The organism is Actinokineospora xionganensis (assembly GCF_014323725.1).
In the GTDB taxonomy this organism is placed as follows: domain Bacteria; phylum Actinomycetota; class Actinomycetes; order Mycobacteriales; family Pseudonocardiaceae; genus Actinokineospora; species Actinokineospora xionganensis.
Window position 1 is genome coordinate 81,672 of sequence record NZ_JABVED010000013.1, and the last position, 19,435, is coordinate 101,106.

The 19,435-nt window shown below is 71.4% G+C and carries 17 protein-coding genes and 1 riboswitch; of the genes, 9 read left to right on the forward strand and 8 right to left on the reverse strand.

Translation table 11 applies throughout. The annotated features are described in order from the left end of the window. Window positions 1–185 precede the first annotated feature (185 nt). From GPZ80_RS22220 to GPZ80_RS22230, 3 genes are all read right to left on the reverse strand, one after another. Entirely contained in the window at window positions 186–1,226 is a 1,041-nt protein-coding gene (locus tag GPZ80_RS22220; protein ID WP_246477349.1) for an SWIM zinc finger family protein, read from the reverse strand. Between the two features lie 89 nt (window positions 1,227–1,315). Then, window positions 1,316–4,096 carry an SCO1167/SCO6262 family helicase gene (locus tag GPZ80_RS22225; RefSeq protein ID WP_187222938.1) on the reverse strand — a complete coding sequence of 927 codons (2,781 nt, stop codon included), beginning with the start codon at window positions 4,094–4,096 and terminating at the stop codon, window positions 1,316–1,318. Window positions 4,097–4,134: 38 nt separating this feature from the next. Then, window positions 4,135–4,509 carry a VOC family protein gene (locus tag GPZ80_RS22230; RefSeq protein WP_187222939.1) on the reverse strand — a complete coding sequence of 125 codons (375 nt, stop codon included), beginning with the start codon at window positions 4,507–4,509 and terminating at the stop codon, window positions 4,135–4,137. A gap of 80 nt (window positions 4,510–4,589) precedes the next feature. On the opposite strand from GPZ80_RS22230, the gene GPZ80_RS22235 reads away from it, so the two are divergent. Continuing rightward, window positions 4,590–5,324: a TetR/AcrR family transcriptional regulator gene (locus GPZ80_RS22235; RefSeq protein WP_187222940.1), complete on the forward strand. Its 735-nt coding sequence runs from the start codon at window positions 4,590–4,592 to the stop codon at window positions 5,322–5,324. 51 nt (window positions 5,325–5,375) lie between these two features. On the opposite strand, the gene GPZ80_RS22240 is transcribed toward GPZ80_RS22235, so the two are convergent. Continuing rightward, complete coding sequence (locus GPZ80_RS22240) at window positions 5,376–6,119, reverse strand: cobalt-precorrin-6A reductase (protein WP_312880495.1); 744 nt, start codon at window positions 6,117–6,119, stop codon at window positions 5,376–5,378. 50 nt (window positions 6,120–6,169) lie between these two features. On the opposite strand from GPZ80_RS22240, the gene GPZ80_RS22245 reads away from it, so the two are divergent. Continuing rightward, a complete protein-coding gene (locus GPZ80_RS22245; protein WP_187222941.1) occupies window positions 6,170–7,261 on the forward strand; it encodes a cobalt-precorrin-5B (C(1))-methyltransferase in 1,092 nt (363 codons plus the stop codon). On the opposite strand, the gene cobM is transcribed toward GPZ80_RS22245, so the two are convergent. Both cobM and cbiE read right to left on the reverse strand, forming a co-directional pair. Then, window positions 7,255–7,998, reverse strand: coding sequence for a precorrin-4 C(11)-methyltransferase (gene cobM, locus GPZ80_RS22250; RefSeq protein WP_187222942.1), 744 nt, complete (start codon window positions 7,996–7,998; stop codon window positions 7,255–7,257). The genes GPZ80_RS22245 and cobM overlap by 7 nt on opposite strands. Further along, entirely contained in the window at window positions 7,995–9,191 is a 1,197-nt protein-coding gene (cbiE, locus tag GPZ80_RS22255; RefSeq protein ID WP_312880496.1) for a precorrin-6y C5,15-methyltransferase (decarboxylating) subunit CbiE, read from the reverse strand. The genes cobM and cbiE overlap by 4 nt, the downstream gene beginning before the upstream one ends. A 100-nt stretch (window positions 9,192–9,291) precedes the next feature. Continuing rightward, window positions 9,292–9,417, forward strand: a riboswitch (cobalamin riboswitch). 98 nt (window positions 9,418–9,515) lie between these two features. On the opposite strand from cbiE, the gene GPZ80_RS22260 reads away from it, so the two are divergent. From GPZ80_RS22260 to GPZ80_RS22270, 3 genes are read left to right on the forward strand one after another with little or no spacing between them, the layout of a single operon-like run. Further along, a complete protein-coding gene (locus GPZ80_RS22260) occupies window positions 9,516–11,474 on the forward strand; it encodes a putative cobaltochelatase (RefSeq protein WP_187222944.1) in 1,959 nt (652 codons plus the stop codon). A 16-nt stretch (window positions 11,475–11,490) separates the two neighbouring features. Then, on the forward strand, window positions 11,491–12,105 hold the full coding sequence (gene cobO / locus GPZ80_RS22265; protein WP_187222945.1) for a cob(I)yrinic acid a,c-diamide adenosyltransferase: 615 nt from the start codon (window positions 11,491–11,493) through the stop codon (window positions 12,103–12,105). Beyond that, on the forward strand, window positions 12,099–13,454 hold the full coding sequence (locus GPZ80_RS22270; RefSeq protein WP_187222946.1) for a cobyrinic acid a,c-diamide synthase CobB: 1,356 nt from the start codon (window positions 12,099–12,101) through the stop codon (window positions 13,452–13,454). The genes cobO and GPZ80_RS22270 overlap by 7 nt, the downstream gene beginning before the upstream one ends. Window positions 13,455–13,511: 57 nt before the next feature. Here GPZ80_RS22270 and GPZ80_RS22275 read toward each other — a convergent pair whose 3' ends face one another. Continuing rightward, window positions 13,512–14,291 (reverse strand): CbtA family protein, encoded by a 780-nt coding sequence (locus GPZ80_RS22275; RefSeq protein WP_312880497.1) that lies wholly within the window; start codon window positions 14,289–14,291, stop codon window positions 13,512–13,514. A gap of 8 nt (window positions 14,292–14,299) precedes the next feature. Then, the gene (locus GPZ80_RS22280) at window positions 14,300–14,509 is read right to left on the reverse strand and encodes a CbtB domain-containing protein (RefSeq protein WP_091382376.1); all 210 of its coding nucleotides are present in this window, start codon (window positions 14,507–14,509) and stop codon (window positions 14,300–14,302) included. 211 nt (window positions 14,510–14,720) lie between these two features. On the opposite strand from GPZ80_RS22280, the gene GPZ80_RS22285 reads away from it, so the two are divergent. From GPZ80_RS22285 to GPZ80_RS22300, 4 genes are all read left to right on the forward strand, one after another. After that, the gene (locus GPZ80_RS22285; protein WP_187222948.1) at window positions 14,721–15,275 is read left to right on the forward strand and encodes a histidine phosphatase family protein; all 555 of its coding nucleotides are present in this window, start codon (window positions 14,721–14,723) and stop codon (window positions 15,273–15,275) included. Between the two features lie 332 nt (window positions 15,276–15,607). Beyond that, window positions 15,608–17,419, forward strand: coding sequence for a GAF domain-containing sensor histidine kinase (locus GPZ80_RS22290; protein WP_187222949.1), 1,812 nt, complete (start codon window positions 15,608–15,610; stop codon window positions 17,417–17,419). Continuing rightward, on the forward strand, window positions 17,416–18,075 hold the full coding sequence (locus GPZ80_RS22295) for a response regulator (protein WP_187222950.1): 660 nt from the start codon (window positions 17,416–17,418) through the stop codon (window positions 18,073–18,075). The genes GPZ80_RS22290 and GPZ80_RS22295 overlap by 4 nt, the downstream gene beginning before the upstream one ends. Window positions 18,076–18,229: 154 nt before the next feature. Then, the gene (locus GPZ80_RS22300) at window positions 18,230–19,435 is read left to right on the forward strand and encodes a UDP-N-acetylglucosamine 2-epimerase (protein ID WP_187222951.1); all 1,206 of its coding nucleotides are present in this window, start codon (window positions 18,230–18,232) and stop codon (window positions 19,433–19,435) included.

Below are 19,435 nucleotides of genomic sequence, written 5' to 3' on the forward strand. Positions count from 1 at the left end.
CCCCACGAAACGCAACGGGCCCACGCAACGGCCTGTTTGGGTGGCGTGGCATCTTTGGGGGTGAAGAAAGACCCCTGAACTTACGGTGTTCGTGGGCCGAAGGCTCCCCACTCGCTCTCCACGACAGGGGTCTTTCTTCGTAGGGGCCACAAAGAAACCACTCCACCCAAACAGGCACCCCGACCTCAGGCGAGCACAGCGATCAAGGCAGCAGCGACATCAGCCTGAGGCGGAGCGGCAGGCCACCACTCCCCACCTCGGTCCCGATACGGATACCAACGCTCATCCCGCCCCAACCGAAGCTGCACCTCCCCCACAGTCCACCGATTGCGATACACCGCAACGGAACGTTCCGCGACAGAAGCCAAAGCATCATCCGCGCGAGCACGGGATGCAGCAGGCGGCTGCCAGGAAGTCTCCAACACCCGCAACCCCTGCTCCCCACCATTGCGCCAAGCAGCGACCGCCCGATCAAGCCCCTCAACCGACCGCAGCCGAGCTTCCGCGGCCGGATAGGTCGCCGCGTAGCGAATCGCGTCAGGTCGGCGCGCGAGGTCGAGGACGTCGCCGGTCAGCATCTCGCGGGCACGAGCAGCCGCGTCGGTCGCGAGCAGCTCCAAGGCTTCCGGATCGATGCCCTCGGCAATCGGAACCGACAACACAGTCGGCTGACCGTCAGGAATCGGCGGCGGCTCCGGCAGCCCCACCGGCAACCGAGCGAAGACCTCAGTCGCCTGCTCCGTCACAGCTGGAACGGAACGACCATGCAGATCGCCCAACAACTCCGCCTCATCCTTGCCGCGCAGCAGGAGCAGCACGAACGGATCAGCGTCCAACAGCCAGGACACCTGATACGCCAGGGCCGCCGCGTGACGGCACGGCATCTCCCAGCCCGGACACGAGCAGTCCGGGTCGAGGTCACCGATGTCCGGCAGCAGCCGCACGCCCGCGTCCGCCGCCGCGTCCACCAGTTCGGCAGGCACGTCCCGGTCGAGCAGAGCGGCGATGTGACCGGCCTGCACCGCGACCTGATCGAGAAACCGCCGCCATTCGGCTTCCGACAACGGTTCCAGCCGCATCACCGTCTGATACGACGTGTCGTCCTCGTAGTCGCGCACGGTCGCCGCGAGCCGACCAGGGCTGACCGTGATCGACCCGACGTACCCGGTGTACGCGTACTTGCGCCCCTGCCGCAGTTGCTGCTCGTCGAGCGCCGAGTCCTCCATGGCCTTGATCCACGCCCGCCCCCACCAGGTGCGCGCGAAGTGGCCCGGACGCCGCTTGGCGGGTGGGAAGGCGGGGAATCCGCGGGCTGTCATCGGCCACCCCGCAGTTCCACCAACGCCGCCAGGTCCACATCGGACAGCTCGGTCAGCGCGGACTCGCCGGAGGCGAGGATCGAGTCGGCCAGGTCTCGCTTGGTGCCGAGCATTTCGGCGATGCGGTCCTCCAGTGTTCCCTCGGCGATGAGCCGGTGCACCTGGACCGGCCGGGTCTGGCCGATCCGGTAGGCCCGGTCCGTCGCCTGGTCCTCGACCGCCGGGTTCCACCAGCGGTCGTAGTGCACGACGTGGTCGGCGCGGGTCAGGTTGAGCCCGGTGCCCGCCGCCTTCAGCGACAGCAGGAACACCGGGAACGTCCCCTCGGTGAACTCGGCGACCAGTTGCTCCCGGCGCGGAATGGGCGTGCCGCCGTGCAGCAGGGCCGCGCCGATCCCGCGCTCGCGCAGGTGTCGCTCGATCAGCCGGGCCATGGTCACGTACTGGGTGAAGACCAGGACCGAGCCGTCCTCGGCGAGGATCGTGTCGAGCAGTTCGTCGAGGAGTTCGAGCTTTCCGGACCGGCAGGCCAACTTCGCCGACGGCTCCTTGAGGTACTGCGCGGGGTGGTTGCAGACCTGCTTGAGCCCGGTGATCAGCTTCATCACCAGCCCGCGCCGGGCCATCCCGTCGGCCTGGCGAATGCTTTCCATCGTCTCGCGCACGACGGCCGTGTACAGCGCGGCCTGCTCGTGGCTCAGCGACACCGGCTGGTCGGTCTCGGTCTTGGGCGGCAACTCCGGCGCGATGCCCGGGTCGGACTTGCGCCGCCGCAACAGGAACGGCCGAACCAGCTTGGACAGCCGCCGGGCGAGTTCCTCGTCACGGTCGGCCTCGATCGGCTTGGCCCACTGGGTGCGGAAAGCACCAAGCGTGCCGAGCAGGCCGGGCGTGGTCCAGTCGAGAACCGCCCACAGCTCCGACAGGTTGTTCTCCACGGGCGTGCCGGTGAGCGCGACCCGGGCGTCGGCGGGAATCGTGCGCAGCGCCTTGGCCGTGCTGGACGACGGGTTCTTCACGTGCTGGGCCTCGTCGGCGACGAGCAGGCCCCAGCGGTGCGCGCCCAGTTGTTCGGCGTCCATCCGCATGGTGCCGTAGGTGGTGAGGACGAAGCCGTCGTCGGCCAGGGTGCGGGCGTTGCCGTGGTAGCGGCGGACCGGCGTCCCCGGCGCGAACCGGGTGATCTCGCGCTCCCAGTTTCCCAGCAGCGAAGCCGGGCACACGACCAGCGTCGGACCCTGAGTGTCCTTTTCGGACTGCCGGTGCAGGTGTAGGGCGATCAGCGTGATCGTCTTGCCCAAGCCCATGTCGTCGGCGAGGCAGCCGCCGAGGCCGAGAGACGTCATCCGGGCCAGCCACCGCAGGCCGCGCAACTGGTAGTCGCGCAGCGTCGCGGCGAGCGCGGCGGGCTGGGGCACCGCGTCGGCGCCGCTGTCGGGGTCTGCGATGCGCGCCCGCAGGTCGTCGAGCCACTTGGTGCTGATGACCGCGACCCGCTCACCGTCGATCTCGGTGGTGCCCGCGAGCGCGACCCCGAGCGCCTCCACGGCGCTGACCGGCTTCAACTCGCGATCACGCGCCTTGCGGGCGATCTCCGGGTCGACGAGAACCCACTGGTCGCGAAGCCGCACGACCGGTCGGTGCGCCTCGGCGAGTCGGTCGAGTTCGGCCTTGGTCAGCGGCTGGTCGCCGAGGGCGAGCTGCCAGTCGAACGACAGCACGCCGTCGCCGCCGAGCAGCGAGCGCAGATTCGACGGTGGCTGTGACACGGCGCCGGACTGGCCGATCACGACCTTCGCCGAGATGGACGTCAGTAGCTCCTTGGGCCAGTGGACGTCGATCCCGGCCGCGGCCAGGCGCGGGGCCTGGAGGAACAGGTCGGTGATGTCGGCGTCGTCGAGGATCAGCCGGTCGGGCACCCCGCGAGACAGCAGCGGTTCCAGCGGCGGCCACACCCGGGCGGCGCGGCGCAGGGCGAGGGTGACCTCGATGCGGGCCGAGGGGCCAAGCCCGCCATCGGCCCACAGCTTCTCCACGTCGACCACCACGGCCGAGTCGGCGAGCGAGTGTGCTTGGACGACGGCGTGGAACGCGCCCGAGTTGTAGTCGCCGCCGGGCACCTCCAGCCGCAACGAGACCCGCACGCCCGCGTCGATGCCCGCCGACAGCTCGTCGGACCACGCCCGCAGCTTGGGTGCCTTCGTCGGTGTCCGGGCCGCGAACAGCGGGCCACCCGCGACGAGCGGCGCCGCGGCGGTGCGGGGCATGCCGTCGGCCACCGCGTCGACGAATCCGCGCACCAGCGTGTGCGCGTCAGACAACTCCAGTGGCGTGCGGCCGGGGACCGGGACCGCCCGGGCCGCCGCGGGCATGGCGGCGGCCAGTTCGCGGATGCGTTCGGCGTCGGCCGGGTCGAGTGGGCCCGCCCGCCAGGCGTCGAAGCCGTTCTCGGTGACCCCGGGCATGATCCGCCCGCGAGCCACCAGTTGCAGGCCCACCAGGGCGGCCGCGCCCCAGAACGCGGCCGCCGGGTGGGCGTCGGAGCCGCGCCGGGCGCGGGTGAGCACGGGCACGGCGTCGGCGACGGAGAGCCGCACGACGGGCACCGTCACCGCCTCGCCGTTCGGCTCGGCGATCTCCAGCTCACCGGGCGCGCCGACCCCGTCGGGCAGGTCGCCGTGGAAGGCCACGGACCCGGTCCGCGCGGGCTCGCCCGGTTCGAAAACCGCCGCACACTTGGCGAGGCGGGTTGCGGCGGCGGCCGCGATCATCCCCATAAGTCGTGATTGTCCCTTCGTCGGCGATGGGTCGCGCACTACGCCGGGCGTTCGCCCACCCACTGCACGAGCTGCACCGTGAGCCCGTTGGGGTCGGTGACCTGACAGAGCCGCTCGCCCCACTCCTCGTCCTGGATCGGGACGGTGATCGACACGCCTACGGCCTCAAGCCTGGCGACCTCGGCCTCGATGTCCTCGACTTCCAGCGCGAGGACGACACCCGCCGCGTGCGGGCCTTCGCCGAAGGTGCCGGTCTTGATCAGGCACAGCTCGTACGCCGGGTCGTCGTGCAGGAGCTTGGCGAGGAAGTCCTCGGCCACGACCGTCCGGAACCCGAAGTGCTTGACGTAGAACTCCGCTCCCGCGACCACGTCATCGACGGTGACGGCCACGGTGAAACGGGTGATTCGCATGCGCTCTCCTAGACTGGCGGTACAGCGTACGATCTGCTTTCGTACACCGTATCGTACAGCATACGGAAGGTGTTGCGAGCGTGGCCGAAAAAGTTGAGCGCAGAGAACCCGCGAGGACGATGGCGCTGCTCTGGCGCTCGCCCGGGGACACCGGCCGGGGGCGCAGGCCGGACCTGACCGTGGACGCGGTGGTCGCCGCGGGAATCGAGCTGGCCGACCGCGACGGGCTGGCCGACCTGTCGATGCGCCGGGTCGCGGAGAAGCTCGGCGTCGGGACCATGTCGCTCTACACCTATGTCCCCGGCAAAGCCGACCTCGTCGCCGCGATGCGGGACCAGGTGTCGGGCGAGTTGCCCGTGCCGGACCCGGCCGCAGGGTGGCGGCCCGCCCTGGAGGGATACGCGCGGGAGCTGTGGGCGGCGTATCACCGGCACCCCTGGCTGCTGATGGCGCCGCTCGCGCACGAGTTGCCGGGGCCCAACGAGACGGCGCGGATGGACGCGCTGCTCGCGGTGGCCGAGTCGGCGGGGCTCGGACCCGACGACATGCTCGGCGTGTACCTGCTGCTGGACAGCTACGTGCGCGGCCTGGCGTTCGTCTCGGTCGACGCGCAGAAGGCGTCGGCGCGCAGCGGGCTGACCGAGGTGGAGTGGTGGGCCGAGCGGGAGCCGGTGCTCAACGCCTACGTCACCGCGGCGAAGTTCCCGGCGATGACGAAGGTCGCCGCGGCGGGCGCGTTCGACACCGACGGGTTCGAGTTCGGGCTCGCGCGGACCCTCGACGGGATCGAACTACTGATCCAGTCCCGTCCCTGAACCGCGAACTCACTGTCGGGAACGTGGAACTCAGTGTCGGGAACGTGGGACTCAGTGTCGGGAACGTGGGACTCGCGTGAGCCAGGTGGTGGCTTCGGCGACGGTGGGGACTTGCTCGACGTCCGGGGTCGGGGGTCGGCGGACGATCACGACAGGCAGGTCCAGGTCGCGGGCGGCGTCGAGCTTGGCGACGGTGAGGGCGCCGCCGCTGTCCTTGGTGACGAGCACGTCGATCCGGTGTTCGGTCAGCAAGGCGCGTTCGCCGTCGACGGTGTAGGGGCCGCGGTCGAGCAGCAGGTGCGTCTCGGTGGGCATAGGCGGTTCGGGCGCGTCCACACAGCGGACCAGGAACCAGCCCGGGCAGTCGGCGAACTCGGCGAGGCCCTGGCGGCCGGTGGTGAGGAACACCCGCTCCCCCAGGGTCGGGAGCAGGCGGGCGGCGGCCGGGAGATCGTCGACCCAGTGCCAGTCGTCGCCGGGGCGGGCCGACCAACCGGGGCGGCGCAGCATGAGCAGTGGGACGCCCGAGCGCCTGGCCGCTTCGGCGGCGGAGGCGCTGATGCGTTGGGCGAACGGGTGGGTGGCATCGACCACGGCGTCGACTTGCTCGGCCGTCAGCCAGTCCGCGAGCCCTTCCGGCCCGCCGAAACCGCCGACCCGCACGTCGCCGACCGGAAGCTTCGGGTTCCGGACCCGCCCGGCCAGTGACGACACGACCTCGGTGTCCGGGCGCTCCACCAGCGCGGCGGCCAGGGACCGGGCCTCCCCCGTGCCGCCCAGGATCAAGACCTTCACCACGCCACCCCCGGTGACATCGGGCCGAGCCGACCAGGCACCCTGGTGGTATGACCGAGGAACGGCGCACGCCGGAAGGGCTGCGCTACGGCTGGACGACGGGCGCGTGCGCCACGGCGGCGACGACGGCCGCCTACACCGCGCTGCTCACCGGCGAGTTCCCCGACCCGGTCACCATCACGCTCCCCAAAGGACAGACACCGGCCTTCGCCCTGGCCGTGGAGGACCTCGATCCCGGCAGCGCCATGGCGGGCGTGGTCAAGGACGCGGGCGACGACCCGGACGTCACCCATGGCGCGCTGATCCGCTCGACGGTGCGGCACGGCGAGCCGGGCAGCGGGGTCACGTTCGTCGCGGGGCCGGGCGTCGGCACGGTCACCAAAGCCGGGCTGCCGCTCGCCGTCGGCGAGCCCGCGATCAATCCGGTGCCCCGCACGCTCATGCGCGACCACGTCGCCGTGGTCGCCGCACTGCATGGCGGGACCGGTGACGTCGTGGTCGAGATCTCGGTGGACCGCGGCGAGGAACTGGCCCGCAAGACGTGGAACCCGCGGCTGGGAATCCTTGGCGGGCTGTCCATCCTGGGCACGACGGGAGTCGTGGTCCCGTACTCCTGCTCGGCGTGGATCGACAGCATCCGCCGCGGCATCGACGTCGCCCGGGCGGCAGGCTACCAGCATGTGGCGGGCTGCACCGGCTCGACGTCGGAGCGCACGGTGATGGACCTGTACGGGCTGCCCGAGGACGCCCTGCTCGACATGGGCGACTTCGCGGGAGCGGTGCTCAAGTACCTGCGCCGCCACCCGGTGCCCAAGCTGACCATCGCCGGCGGATTCGCGAAGCTCTCCAAACTCGCCGACGGCCACCTCGACCTGCATTCCGCCCGCTCCCAGGTCAATCTGGCCGCCCTCGCGCGGACCGCCACGGAAGCAGGCGGCGACACCGAGTTGGCAGAACGAATCCTCGGCGCCAACACCGCGCTCGAAGCCCTCACCTTGTCGCAGGCCAACGGAATCCCACTGGGCGACGCCGTCGCCGAGGGCGCCAGGCGCACCGCCGTGGAAGTCCTGCGCGGCGCCGAGGTGGCGGTGGACGTGGTCGCGATCGACCGCGCGGGCGCGATCGTCGGCCGCGCTCACTGACGCTCGCGCGCGGCCGAGTACAGGTGGCTGTCGCAGAATCCCTCCGCCGCGAGCACCCGGCCGACGATGATCACCGCGGTCCGCTTGATGCCCGCTTCCCGCACGCGGGCGGCGATGTCGGACAGCGTGCCGCGCAGGATCACCTCGTCCGCACGCGACGCGTAGGCCACCACCGCGACCGGACACAGTGGACCGTAGTTCGGCACCAGCTCGGCGACGACCTCGTCGATCCGCTGCACGGCCAGGTGCAGCACCATCGTCGCGCGGCTGCGGCCGAGGGTGTCGAGGTCCTCGCCCGCAGGCATCGGGGTGGCGCGCGCCGAGGTCCTGGTCAGCACCACCGTCTGACCGACACCCGGGACGGTCAGCTCGGTGCGCAAAGACGCCGCCGCGGCGGCGAAGGCGGGCACGCCGGGGGTGATGTCGTACGGGATTCCCGCCGCGTCGAGTCGGCGGGCCTGCTCCGCCACCGCGCTGAACACCGACGGGTCGCCGGAGTGCAGGCGGGCGATGTCGTGGCCCTGCGCGTGCGCGGCGATGATCTCGTCGATGATCTCGTCGAGGGTCAGGTTCGCCGTATCGACCTTTCGGGCCCCGGGCGGACACAGGTCGAGCAGCTCGTCGGGCACCAGGGCGCCTGCGTACAAGCACACCGGCGACGCCGAGATGATCCGCTGTCCGCGCACGGTGATCAGGTCCGCCGCTCCCGGGCCGGCCCCGATGAAGTGCACGGTCATGTGTCCTCCTTCTGCACGGTCCACTGCGTGACCGGCAACATCGGCCGCCAGGCGGTGAACCCACCCAGCGGCGCGGCCCGGCTGATCGCCAAGCGGATCAGCTCGCCGCCGAGGTCGGCTCGCCACCGGGTGACGAGCGCCTCGGACTCCAACGTCACGGCGTTGACCACCAGCCTGCCGCCAGGTTTCAGCGCCGCCCAGCCCGCCGCGATCACGCCTTCGACCGTGACCCCGCCGCCGATGAACACCGCGTCCGGCTCGGGCAGGTCCGCGAGCGCGTCCGGCGCGAACCCCGGCACGACGCGCAGCGCGGGGACACCGAGCCTGCTCGCGTTGCGGGCGATGCGGGCCGCGCGGTCCTCGTTCGGCTCGATCGCGATGGCCCGGCAGGACGGGTGGCTGCGCATCCATTCGATGCCGATGCTCCCCGACCCGCCGCCGACGTCCCACAGGAGCTGCCCTGGTTCGGGGGCCAACGCGGCGATGGTGACCGCGCGGATCTCCCGCTTGGTGATCTGGCCATCGTGCTCATACGTGTCGTCCGGTAACCCGGGCGCCGTCGCCAATCGGCGGGCGCCGACGCTGGCCACGCACTCCACGGCCACCACGTTCAGCGCGCCGACCTCGGCCGACCAGCCGTCGGCGATGCCGGTGTCGACCCGCTCACCCGGGCCGCCCACGTCGGTCAGCACGGTCATGACGCTCTCCCCGAACCCACGGGCGGTCAGCAGGGAGGCCACGGCGGCCGGAGTCGAGGCGTCCTCGCTGAGCACCAGCACCCGGGCACCGGGGTGGACCACCGCGTGCAGCCGGGCGACCGGCCGGGCCACCGCGCTGATGATCTCCACGTCCTCCAGCGCCCAGCCCAGCCGCGCGCACGCCAGCGACGCCGACGACGGGTGCGGCAGCACACGGACCTCGGTGAAGCGGCTCAGCGTGGTCCCGATGCCGTAGAAGGTCGGGTCGCCGCTGGCCAGCACGCACACCTCCCGACCGCGGTGCGTGTCGAGCAAGCCCGGGATCGCGGGCAGCAGCGGCGAGGGCCACTCGACCTGTTCTGCCTTGACATCGTCGGGCAGCAGCCCCAGCTGGCGCGCGCCGCCGACGACAACGTCGGCCCTGGCCAACGCGTCGCGGGCCGGGTCGGTCAGTCCCGCCCAGCCGTCCGCTCCGATGCCCACCACTGTCACCACAAATGAAGACGTTAACCGACGGGTAGTCGAGATCCACGCCACGTGGCTTGGCCACCGCATCCCCATCTGCGACGATGTGACCGACCAAGCAGGGTGAGCGAGGAAACCGGTGCGAATCCGGTGCGGTCCCGCCACTGTCACCGGGGAGCGCCACTCCCCCGCGCGCCACCGGGGCACCCGCCCTGGGAAGGCCGGAGCGGCGCGGCGATCCGGGAGCCAGGACACTCCACCCCTGCCAAGACCGACCCGGGCGCGGACCCGGAGTGAGGATCATGGCGTGCTGCCAGCCATCCCTGTTGTGCCGTCTGTCTCCGTCGTGCGCCGATGAGCGGCTACCCGTTCTCCGCCGTCGTCGGCCACGACGATCTCCGCCTCGCCCTGCTGCTCAACTCGGTGCACCCCGGAATCGGCGGCGTGCTGGTCCGAGGGGAGAAGGGCACCGCGAAGTCGACCATCGTGCGCGCGCTGGCCGCCCTGTTGCCGGAGGCCTCGGTTGTCGCGGGCTGCCGGTTCAGCTGCGACCCCGAGCGACCCGACCCGCATTGTCCCGACGGCCCGCACACCGACTTCGACGACGACACCCGGCCCGCGCGGCTCGTCGAGCTGCCGGTCGGCGCGACCGAGGACCGGCTCATCGGCTCCCTCGACCTGGAGCGCGCGTTGACCGAGGGCGTCCGGGCCTACCAGCCGGGTCTGCTCGCCGCAGCGCACCGCGGTGTCCTCTACGTCGACGAAGTCAACCTGCTGCACGACCACCTGGTCGATCTGCTGCTCGACGCCGCCGCCATGGGCCGCGCGCACGTCGAGCGCGAAGGCGTGTCGGTCTCGCACGCCGCGTCGTTCCTGCTGGTCGGCACCATGAACCCGGAGGAAGGCGAGCTGCGCCCGCAGCTGCTCGACCGGTTCGGGCTCACCGTCGAGGTGCGTGCCTCACGGGACGTGCCCACCCGCACCGAGGTCATCCGCCGCAGGCTCGCCTTCGAAGCCGACCCCGCCGGGTTCGCCGAGCGCTGGTCCTCTTCGGACTCCGAGCTGGCGACCCGGATCGTGGCGGCCCGCAAGGCGCTGCCCGAGGTGTCGCTGCCCGACTCCGAGCTGCGTCGCATCGCCGCTGTCTGCGCAGCGTTCGACGTCGACGGCATGCGCGCCGACCTCGTGCTCGCGCGCACCGCGGTCGCGCACGCCGCGTGGCGCGGCGCGGAGCGGGTCGAGGAGTCCGATGTGGAGGTCGCCGCCCGGCTGGCGCTGCCGCACCGGCGCAGGCGCGACCCGTTCGACGAGCCCGGCATCGAGCAGGACCAGCTCGACCAGGCGCTCAAGGACGCGGCTGAGGACGCTGAGCCCGATCCTGATCCCGGACCCGACGGCCCTGGTGGTGGCGCACCCGAGCCCGGCGAGGGACCGAGCGGACCTTCACAAGGACCACAGAACGCCGAAGCGCCGCCGTCACCGTCCGGTGGTCAAGGCCCGGCGACACCGGACCCGGCGTTCCGGGCCCGGCAGCTGGAGATCGCCGGTGTCGGCGAAGGCGCCCCAGGCCGCCGATCCCGCTCGCGCGCGGGCTCCGGTCGGGCGCTGAGGGCCTCGACCTCGCAGGGCTCCGGCATCCACCTGGTCGGCACGCTGACCGCCGCCGCGCCCTACCAGCGCGACCGGGGGCGCACCGGCGCCGGGCTGATCGTGCGCTCCGCCGACGTGCGCAAAGCCGTGCGCGAAGGCCGCGAGAGCAACCTGGTCCTGTTCCTGGTCGACGCGTCCGGGTCCATGGCCGCGCGCAAGCGGATGTCCGCGGTGACCGGCGCCGTCGTCTCCCTGCTGCGCGACGCCTACCAGCGCCGCGACAAGGTCGGCCTGGTCACCTTCCGCGGGTCGTCCGCCGAACTCGCGCTGCCGCCGACCTCGTCGGTGGAAGCGGCGGTGGCGAGGCTGCGTGACCTGCGCACGGGCGGGCGCACCCCGCTGGCCGACGGCCTGCTCCGCGCCCGCAAAACCCTTGCCGTGGAACGTCTCCGTGACCCGCGCAGGCGCGCGCTCCTCGTCGTCGTGACCGACGGCCGGGCCACGGTGGCGGTCTCGCGCGACGCTGTCGGCGACGCGATGCGGGCCGCGGCGATGATCGCGGCCGAAGGCACGGCGAGCGTCGTCGTGGACTGCGAGAGCGGCCCGGTCCGGCTCGGCCTGGCGGGCAAGCTCACCGCCGCGCTCGGCGGCACCGGCCTGCGTCTGGAAGAACTGTCGGCGGACTCGGTGGCGGGCGTGGTTCGCGCCGCCCGCGCCGCGTAGAGGGAGAGAAACACCGATGCCACAAGGCAAACCCGAAGTCGTCCCCGACGACGGCCGAACCACCCGGCAGCGCCGCAACCGGCCGCTGGTGGTGGTCCACACCGGTGAGATGAAAGGCAAGTCGACCGCCGCTTTCGGGCTCGCGCTGCGCGGTTGGAACCAGGGCTGGTCGATCGGCGTGTTCCAGTTCGTGAAGTCCGCGAAGTGGCGCGTCGGCGAGGAGACCGCGTTCCTCGCGCTGGGCAAGGTGCACGAGGAGACCGGCGAGGGCGGACCGGTCGAGTGGCACAAGATGGGTTCGGGGTGGTCCTGGTCGCGCAAGGCGGGCACCGACGACGACCATGCCGAGGCCGCGCGTGAGGGCTGGGCGGAGATCAAGCGCAGGCTCGGCGAGGAGACCCACGGGCTCTACGTGCTCGACGAGTTCACCTACCCGCTCAAGTGGGGCTGGATCGACGTCGAGGATGTCGTGCACACCCTGGCGAACCGGCCCGGCCACCAGCACGTGGTGATCACCGGCCGCGACGCGCCGCAGTCCCTTGTGGACGCCGCCGACCTGGTGACGCACATGACCAAGGTCAAGCACCCGATGGACGCGGGACAGAAGGGCCAGAAGGGCATCGAGTGGTAGCCAGACTGGTCATCGCCGCGCCCGGGTCGGGCAGTGGCAAGACCACGATCGCCACCGGCCTCATGGCCGCGCTGCGCAGACGCGGGCACGCCGTGGCGCCGTTCAAGGTCGGCCCGGACTACATTGATCCCGGCTATCACACGCTGGCCGGTGGCAGGCCGGGGCGCAACCTCGACCCCGTGCTCGTCGGTGAACACCGCGTCGGACCGATGTTCCGCCATGGCGCGCTGGGCGCGGACATCGCGGTCGTCGAGGGCGTGATGGGCCTGTTCGACGGGCGCATCGGCCATCAGGTCGAGGCGGGCGGGTATGGCTCGACCGCGCACGTGGCCGAGCTGATCGACGCGCCCGTTGTGCTGGTGGTCGACACCCGCGGGCAGAGTACGAGCCTGGCCGCCCTGCTGCACGGTTTCCGGTCGTACCGGGCAGGCGTGCGGATGACTGGCGTGGTGCTCAACCAGGTCGGCTCCGACCGGCACGACCAGGTGCTGCGCGAGGCCTGCGCCGATGTCGGGCTGCCCGTGCTGGGCTCGGTGCGGCGCGCGGTCGAGGTCGATGTCCCGTCGCGGCACCTCGGGCTGATCCCCGCGGTCGAGCACGGCGCCGCGGCGATGCGCGCGGTCGAGGCTATGGCCGACCTGATCGACGCCTCGGTGGACCTCGACGCGGTCGTGGGGCTGGCCCGCTCAGCACCGGATTTCCCCGGCCCCGTCTGGGATCCCGCCGAGGAGGTCGCGGCCGTGCCGGGCCGCCCGGTGATCGCGGTCGCCGGGGGCCCGGCCTTCACCTTCGGCTACGCCGAGCATGTGGAGCTGCTCCGGGCGGCCGGCGCGGAGATCGCGGTGGTCGACCCGCTGCGGGATGAGAGCCTTCCTCCGGGCACGGCCGGGCTGGTGCTGCCCGGCGGATTCCCCGAACAGCACGCCGAAGCGCTGTCGGCCAACGAGAAGCTCCGTGCGGACGTCCGCGCGCTGGCCGAGTCGGGCGCGCCGATCCACGCCGAGTGCGGCGGCCTGCTCTACCTGGTGTCCGAACTGGACGGCAAGCCCATGTGCGGCGTCCTGCCCGCGACTGCCGCCATGAACCCCCGGCTGACCCTGGGCTACCGCGACGCCGTCTCGATGGCGGCGTCGCCACTGCGGCCCGAGGGCAGGAGGGTGACCGGCCACGAGTTCCACCGCACGGTCACCACCCCCGTCCACGGCGCCACACCGGCGTGGGCTTGGCGTGACCACGAGGGTGTGACCCGCCGCGAGGGCTTCATCCAGGGCAACGTCCACGCCTCCTACCTGCACACGCACCCGGCGGGCGACCCGGACGCGATCACCGCGTTCGTCACCGCGACCTGAAAGACCGAACCGCCGAGCTCCTCACAAGAGGGGCTCGGCGGTTCGGGTACGACGAAATCAGGCCGTGCGGCGCAGGCTCCGAGTCATCAGAACCGCGAAGGTGACGCCGATAGCCGCCCACAGCACCGCGGAGGTGCCCAGGGAAGCGATCCGGAAGTCCCAGATCAAGTCACCGGGGAAATCCTTTGGGATCTCCTGGAACGACGGCAGCAGCTTCGCCACCGCCGTCACCACGACCACGTACCCGAGCACGGACACCGCGGTGGCGGTGAAGCCGCCGAGCCTCGGGGTCAGCGATCGGGCGAGCACCGTCCCGGCGATCACCAGCACCACCGAGATGCCGATCATCGCGAAGAACAGGGCGGTGCGGTCGCCGATGGTGTCGGCGCTGCCGACGGCGGGCGGGTTCGCCGGGTACGTCAGGAATGGCACCAGCACCACCGCGACGTAGCCGATGCCCGCCACCGCCAGCGCGGTGGAACCCGGGGTGCGGGTGCCGATCCGGCCGTAGGCGAACGCGAAGGCGAGGCCGAACAGCCCACCCAGGCCGAGTCCGAAGACGACGGAGCCGATGCCCAGGCCGACCGTGGACTGGAAGGCCCTGGTGAAGCCCTCTTCCTCCTCGGCGGCCCCTTCGGCGTGGCCATGGGACTCGCCCGCGGGCGCCCCCGCCGCCTCTTCGAGTTCGATTGCGCGGTCGACCGAGGGCTCGCCGAAAGCGGCGGCGAACCCGAAGGCCAAGAGCCCGCCGACCAGACCGGCCAGCAGACCCCAGATCAACACCGATCGGACGGTGAGCGCGGCGGACGCGCTCTCCGGCCGGGTCTCAGAGGTCACGGAGTCGGTCAGTGGCACGGGAAGCCCAGCAGGTGACGCGCGTCGTGAACGAGTTCGTGGACAGAGGTGCCCTCGAAGATCGCCAGCGCACCCTGCTCGGCTCCGACGAAGTACATGGCGAGCAGGGACAGAACACCCACGAAGATCGCGTACGGCAGGGTCTGCCGAATCGGGATGCTCAGCGGGATCGGAGTGGGGTTCGCGACGGCATGCGTCATGAGATCCTCCTCGGGGCTTCACGCGGCCCAGTCAGTGGAGCGGGACGATGGTGGAGGGTCTGACTTCGGCTCCGGGTGCTCCGGGACCGATCACAGTGGCGCGGCCGTGCCGGATTCTCACCGGCTTCCTTCTACCATCAGGGTCGACTCTGAAAAGTATTGGAGCCGGGATGGCACTGTCAACGCGGCCGTTCGGACGGTGGGATATCTCATGAGCGCGACGTTGACCGTGGTCAGCCATGGCGCGACCGCGGCCACCCGAATGGCGGCGTTTCCCCGCGACGAACCGGTCGAGCGGTCGCTCGACGTAGCCGGGCCGGGTCGGGTGGACAGTGCCTCGCGCGGGCCGGAGACGCGATGCGCGCAGACCGCCGCGGCGCTCGGGATCACCGCGGAGATCGACGACCGGCTGCGCGACTGCGACTACGGGCGGTGGCGGGGCCGGACGCTCGACGAGGTCGCGGGCGCCGAACCCGAGGAGGTCGCCCGCTGGCTCACCGACCCGAAGGCCGCCCCGCACGGCGGAGAGTCCATTGTGGACTTGCTGACCCGGGTCGCGGACTGGCTCGACGATCTTCAGCCGGGCAGGCGGATCGTCGCCGTCACACATCCGGCCGTGGTGAAGGCGATGATCGTGACCACCCTTGGCGCCGATCCGCCGGCGTTCTGGCGAATCGACGTGGCACCATTGTCGCGCACGGTTTTCCGTGGCGGCCCGCACCGCTGGAATTTGCGCTGGATTTCCGCAAGCGAATTGACGGAATGACACGCGAACATTTCCGAATACCGGTCGGACCCTGTCGAGAGACCAAGGGACTGACCCACTCGGCCTACCTGTTGTAGCCAATCGTGGTCAATCAGGCGCGGACGGTCGCAATCCGTGAGGAGATCACCAGCCAAACGATCTTCATGGCGGCGACTAACCGATAGCACCGCGTCACATCCGCTCTTGCGCGGAGCGCCGAATGGGGCCACGGTAGTACCAACGAAAGACTCGATCGCGCGCAATTCGACGAATCGATGTATCACCCGCGTGAGCGGACACGATCCCTCCGCGGGTGCAGGCGCCAAGCGGCACCCGGGCGAAAGCGGTGGGCGGTGTTGAGGACAGGGGCGGACAAGGGGCGCGGCAAAGAGGGCAGCCGCACGGACGCGCCGCCCGCCGGAGCCGGGCCGCACGCCAGATCCCCCGATCCGATCCTGCACGACCTCATCGACCTGGCCGCCGCCGCGAAGGTGTCGCAGGACCGGGTCCGCCACCTCCTCGACGCTGTGCTCTCGGTCGGGAGCGACCTGTCCCTGCGCAATGTCATGCGGCGCATCGTCGCCGCGGGCTGCGAGTTGGTCGGCGCCCGCTACGGCGCGCTGGCTGCCCTCGGCGAGAACGGCGAGGTGGTCGAATTCACCCATACGGGCGTCGATGCCGCGACCGAGGCCGCCATCGGCACGCTCCCCTCGGGCGAGGGCGTTCTCGGCCTGGTGATCGACGCGGTCGGCCCGGTCCGCATCGACAAGGTCACGGGCCACGCGGCCGCCGCGGGCTTCCCGGAGCACCATCCCGTGATGGGCTCCTTCATCGGCGTCCCCATCCGGGCCAGGGGTGTGACCCTGGGCGCGCTGTACCTGGCCGACAAGGTCGGCGACGAGGGATTCGACGAGGAGGACGACGAGGTCCTCGGCGCACTGGCCGCGGCGGCAGGCCTCGCGATCGAGAACGCCCGGATGTACCAGGCCAGCCACCGGCGCGAGCAGTGGCTGCGGGCCACCAACGAGGTCACCTCGGTGCTACGCACCGGACCGGACACCGACGAGGGGCTGCGCCTGGTCGCGGCCCGGGCCAGGGCCGTGCCCGACGCCGCCATCGCCGCCGTCTGTGTGCCCGACGGACCCGAGTACCTGGCGGTCCGCGCGGGCGACGGCGCGCCGGCCCCGGCGTTCCACGGTCTGCGCATCCCCATCGTCGACAGCATCACCGGCGACGTGTTCAGCACCGGGCGCGGCCGGATGATCGAGCAACTCGGGAAGGCCGCGTTCACCCGGTCCGCGCACACCTTCCAGCGGCTGCCCGGGCCGATCGCCGACCTGGGGCCCGCGATGTTCGTCCCGCTGCGCACCGGCCCGCACCCGATGGGGGTCCTGATCGTCGCGAAGTACCTGGGCGCCGCGCCATTCGACCAGGACGACCTGGGCATGATCGAGAACTACGCCGGGCACGCCGCGCAGGCCATGGACTTCGCCGAGGCGCAGCAGGACCGGCAGCGGCTGGCACTGTTCGAGGAGCGCGACCGCATCGCGCGCGACCTGCACGACCTGGTGATCCAGCGGCTGTTCGCGGTGGGCATCGGCATCCAGGGCCTGTGCCGTGGGCTCGACGACCAGCCGACCGTCGACCGGCTCAGCACCTACGTCGCCGATGTCGACCAGACGATCCGGGAGATCCGCCGCAGCATCTTCTCGCTGCAGGAGCCCGCGAACGGCCCGTACAGCCTGCGTGGGGAGATCCTCCGGACCATATCCGACGCGACAGTCTCATTGGGCTACGAACCCACCGTGCGGCTTGAGGGGCCGCTCGACTCCGTCGTCCCGCCCGACGCCCACGGCGACCTGATCGCGACCCTGCGCGAGGCCCTGTCCAACGTCGTGCGCCACGCGCACGCCTTCGGTGTGCAGGTCACGGTGGCCGTCGACCGCCGGGCCACCCGGCTGGAGCTGCTCGTCCAGGACGACGGCGTCGGGCTGCCCGGGGACCTTCCCTACCGCAGCGGTCTGGCCAACATGGTCCAACGCGCACACCGCTGGGGCGGCCAGTGTGACTTCGAGATCCCCGCGCGCGGCGGCACCCGGGTGTGCTGGACCGTGCCACTGCCCAGACATGCCGACGCCGAACCGGACGAGGAGACCGATCCATGAGCATCTCGGTGTTCGTGCTCGACGACCACGAAGTCGTTCGTCGGGGCCTGCGGCAACTCCTCGACGCCGAACCGGACATCACCGTGGTGGGTGAGGCCGCCAGCGCCGCCCAGGCCCTGGCCCGGGTGCCCGCGCTGCGACCGCAGGTAGCGATCCTCGACGTCCGGCTGCCCGACGGCGAGGGCGTCAGCGTGTGCCGGGACCTGCGGTCCTCGGTCGTGCCGCCGCCCGCGTGCCTGATGCTGACCTCGTTCTCCGACGACGAGGCCCTGTTCGGCGCGATCATGGCGGGTGCGGCCGGGTACATGCTCAAGCAGGTCAGCGGCAACGACCTGGTCGCCGCGGTGCGCACCCTGGCGGGCGGCGGGTCGCTGCTCGACGCCGGGGTCACCGCTACCGTCCTCGACCGGCTGCGCAGCGGCCGCGGCGAGGACCCGCGCTACAGCACGCTGAGCCCACAGGAGCGCAAGATCCTCGACCTGATCGCCCTGGGCATGACCAACCGGCAGATCGCGGCGCAGCTCTACCTCGCCGAGAAGACCGTGAAGAACTACGTCTCGACCTTGCTGCACAAGCTCGGGTTCGACCGCCGCACCGAGGCCGCCGTCTACGCGACCCGGCTGCAGAACACGCGGACCCCGGCGCCCCGCGAGTGACGTTCGCCCATTGTCACCAGGCTGGGTGGTAAACGCCGAGGTCGGCGTGTCGAATCCGTGTCCGGTTACCGCCGGCGGTAGCGTCGGAGCCGTCCAAGTCTTACCGCGCAACGAATTCCGGTCACACGGGATTGCAGGCGGAAGGGTGACGGTCATGCCGAACACGCTTGTCCCGCTCCCCGCACCCGAACCGGGCCGCATGCCCCACGTCTGCCTGGTCGCGGGCGACGCGCCCGCCGCGGTGAAGATCGCCCCGATAGTCGCGGCGATGCGCCGAAGCGCCCGGGTCCGCCCCCTCGTCATCGCCTGCGGCGACCAGACCGAGGAAGTAGTCGAGGCGCTCTCGGCCTTCGGCATCCTGCCCAGCCTGGTCGTCGAGTCCACTCTGGACGGCCAGACGACGCAAGGAGCCGCCTGGCTGCTCAACACCCTTGACCGCGTCTACGCGGATCTGGCGCCGGACGCGGTCTTCGTCCAGGGCGACAACGCCATCGCGTTCAGCGCGGCCATGGCGGCGTTCTGGCGGCGGATCCCGGTGGTCCACCTCGACGCAGGTGTGCGCTCGCATGACCTGACGGCGCCGTTCCCCCAGGAAGGCCACCGGAGGCTGATCGCCCAGATCAGCTCCCTGCACCTGGCCGCCACGGCCGACGCCGCCGCGAACCTGGCCTGCGAGGCCCACGGCGGCCCCAAGGTCGTCACAGTCGGCAGCACAGCCGTCGACGCGGGCTTCGGCGCCATCGAACGCCACCACGAACACGCCGACGACCGGGTGCGGGCGCTGGAGGAGGCAGTCCTGCACGGCGGCAGCCGAATGGTGCTCGTCTGCCTCGACTCCACACGCTGGAGCCAGGACGACCTGGCGGCCGTGCTGCATGGCGTCGCCGATCTCGTGCTGGCCACCCCGGACCTGGAAGTGGTGCTCCCCGCCGCATACGACAGCGAACTACGCCTGGTGGCCGACGACGTCCTGGGCAGGCTGGTGCGGGTGACGATCATCGACCCGGTGGACCACACCGACCAGGTCTGCCTGCTCTCGATCGCGGCGGCGGTGGTCACCGACTCGAACGTGCTCGCCGAACAGGCTCCCAGCTTCGGTGTGCCCGTACTTGTCCTGGTCGGCGGCGTCGGCGCGTGGGCAGAACCGGAGCGACCCGGCTACCCATGGACAGCCTCCCCCGAACGCGGACTGGTCGCCCGAATCGCGGAGAAGCTGGTCCTAAGCCAAGTGGAACGGCTCGCGGTCCCCCCGGCGCACAACCCTTTCGGCGACGGCTTCGCCGCAGTGCGCTGCGAACAAGCGGTGGAATGGCTGCTGGGCCTACGATCCCGCCCCAGAGAATTCGCCCCCGAGCTGTAA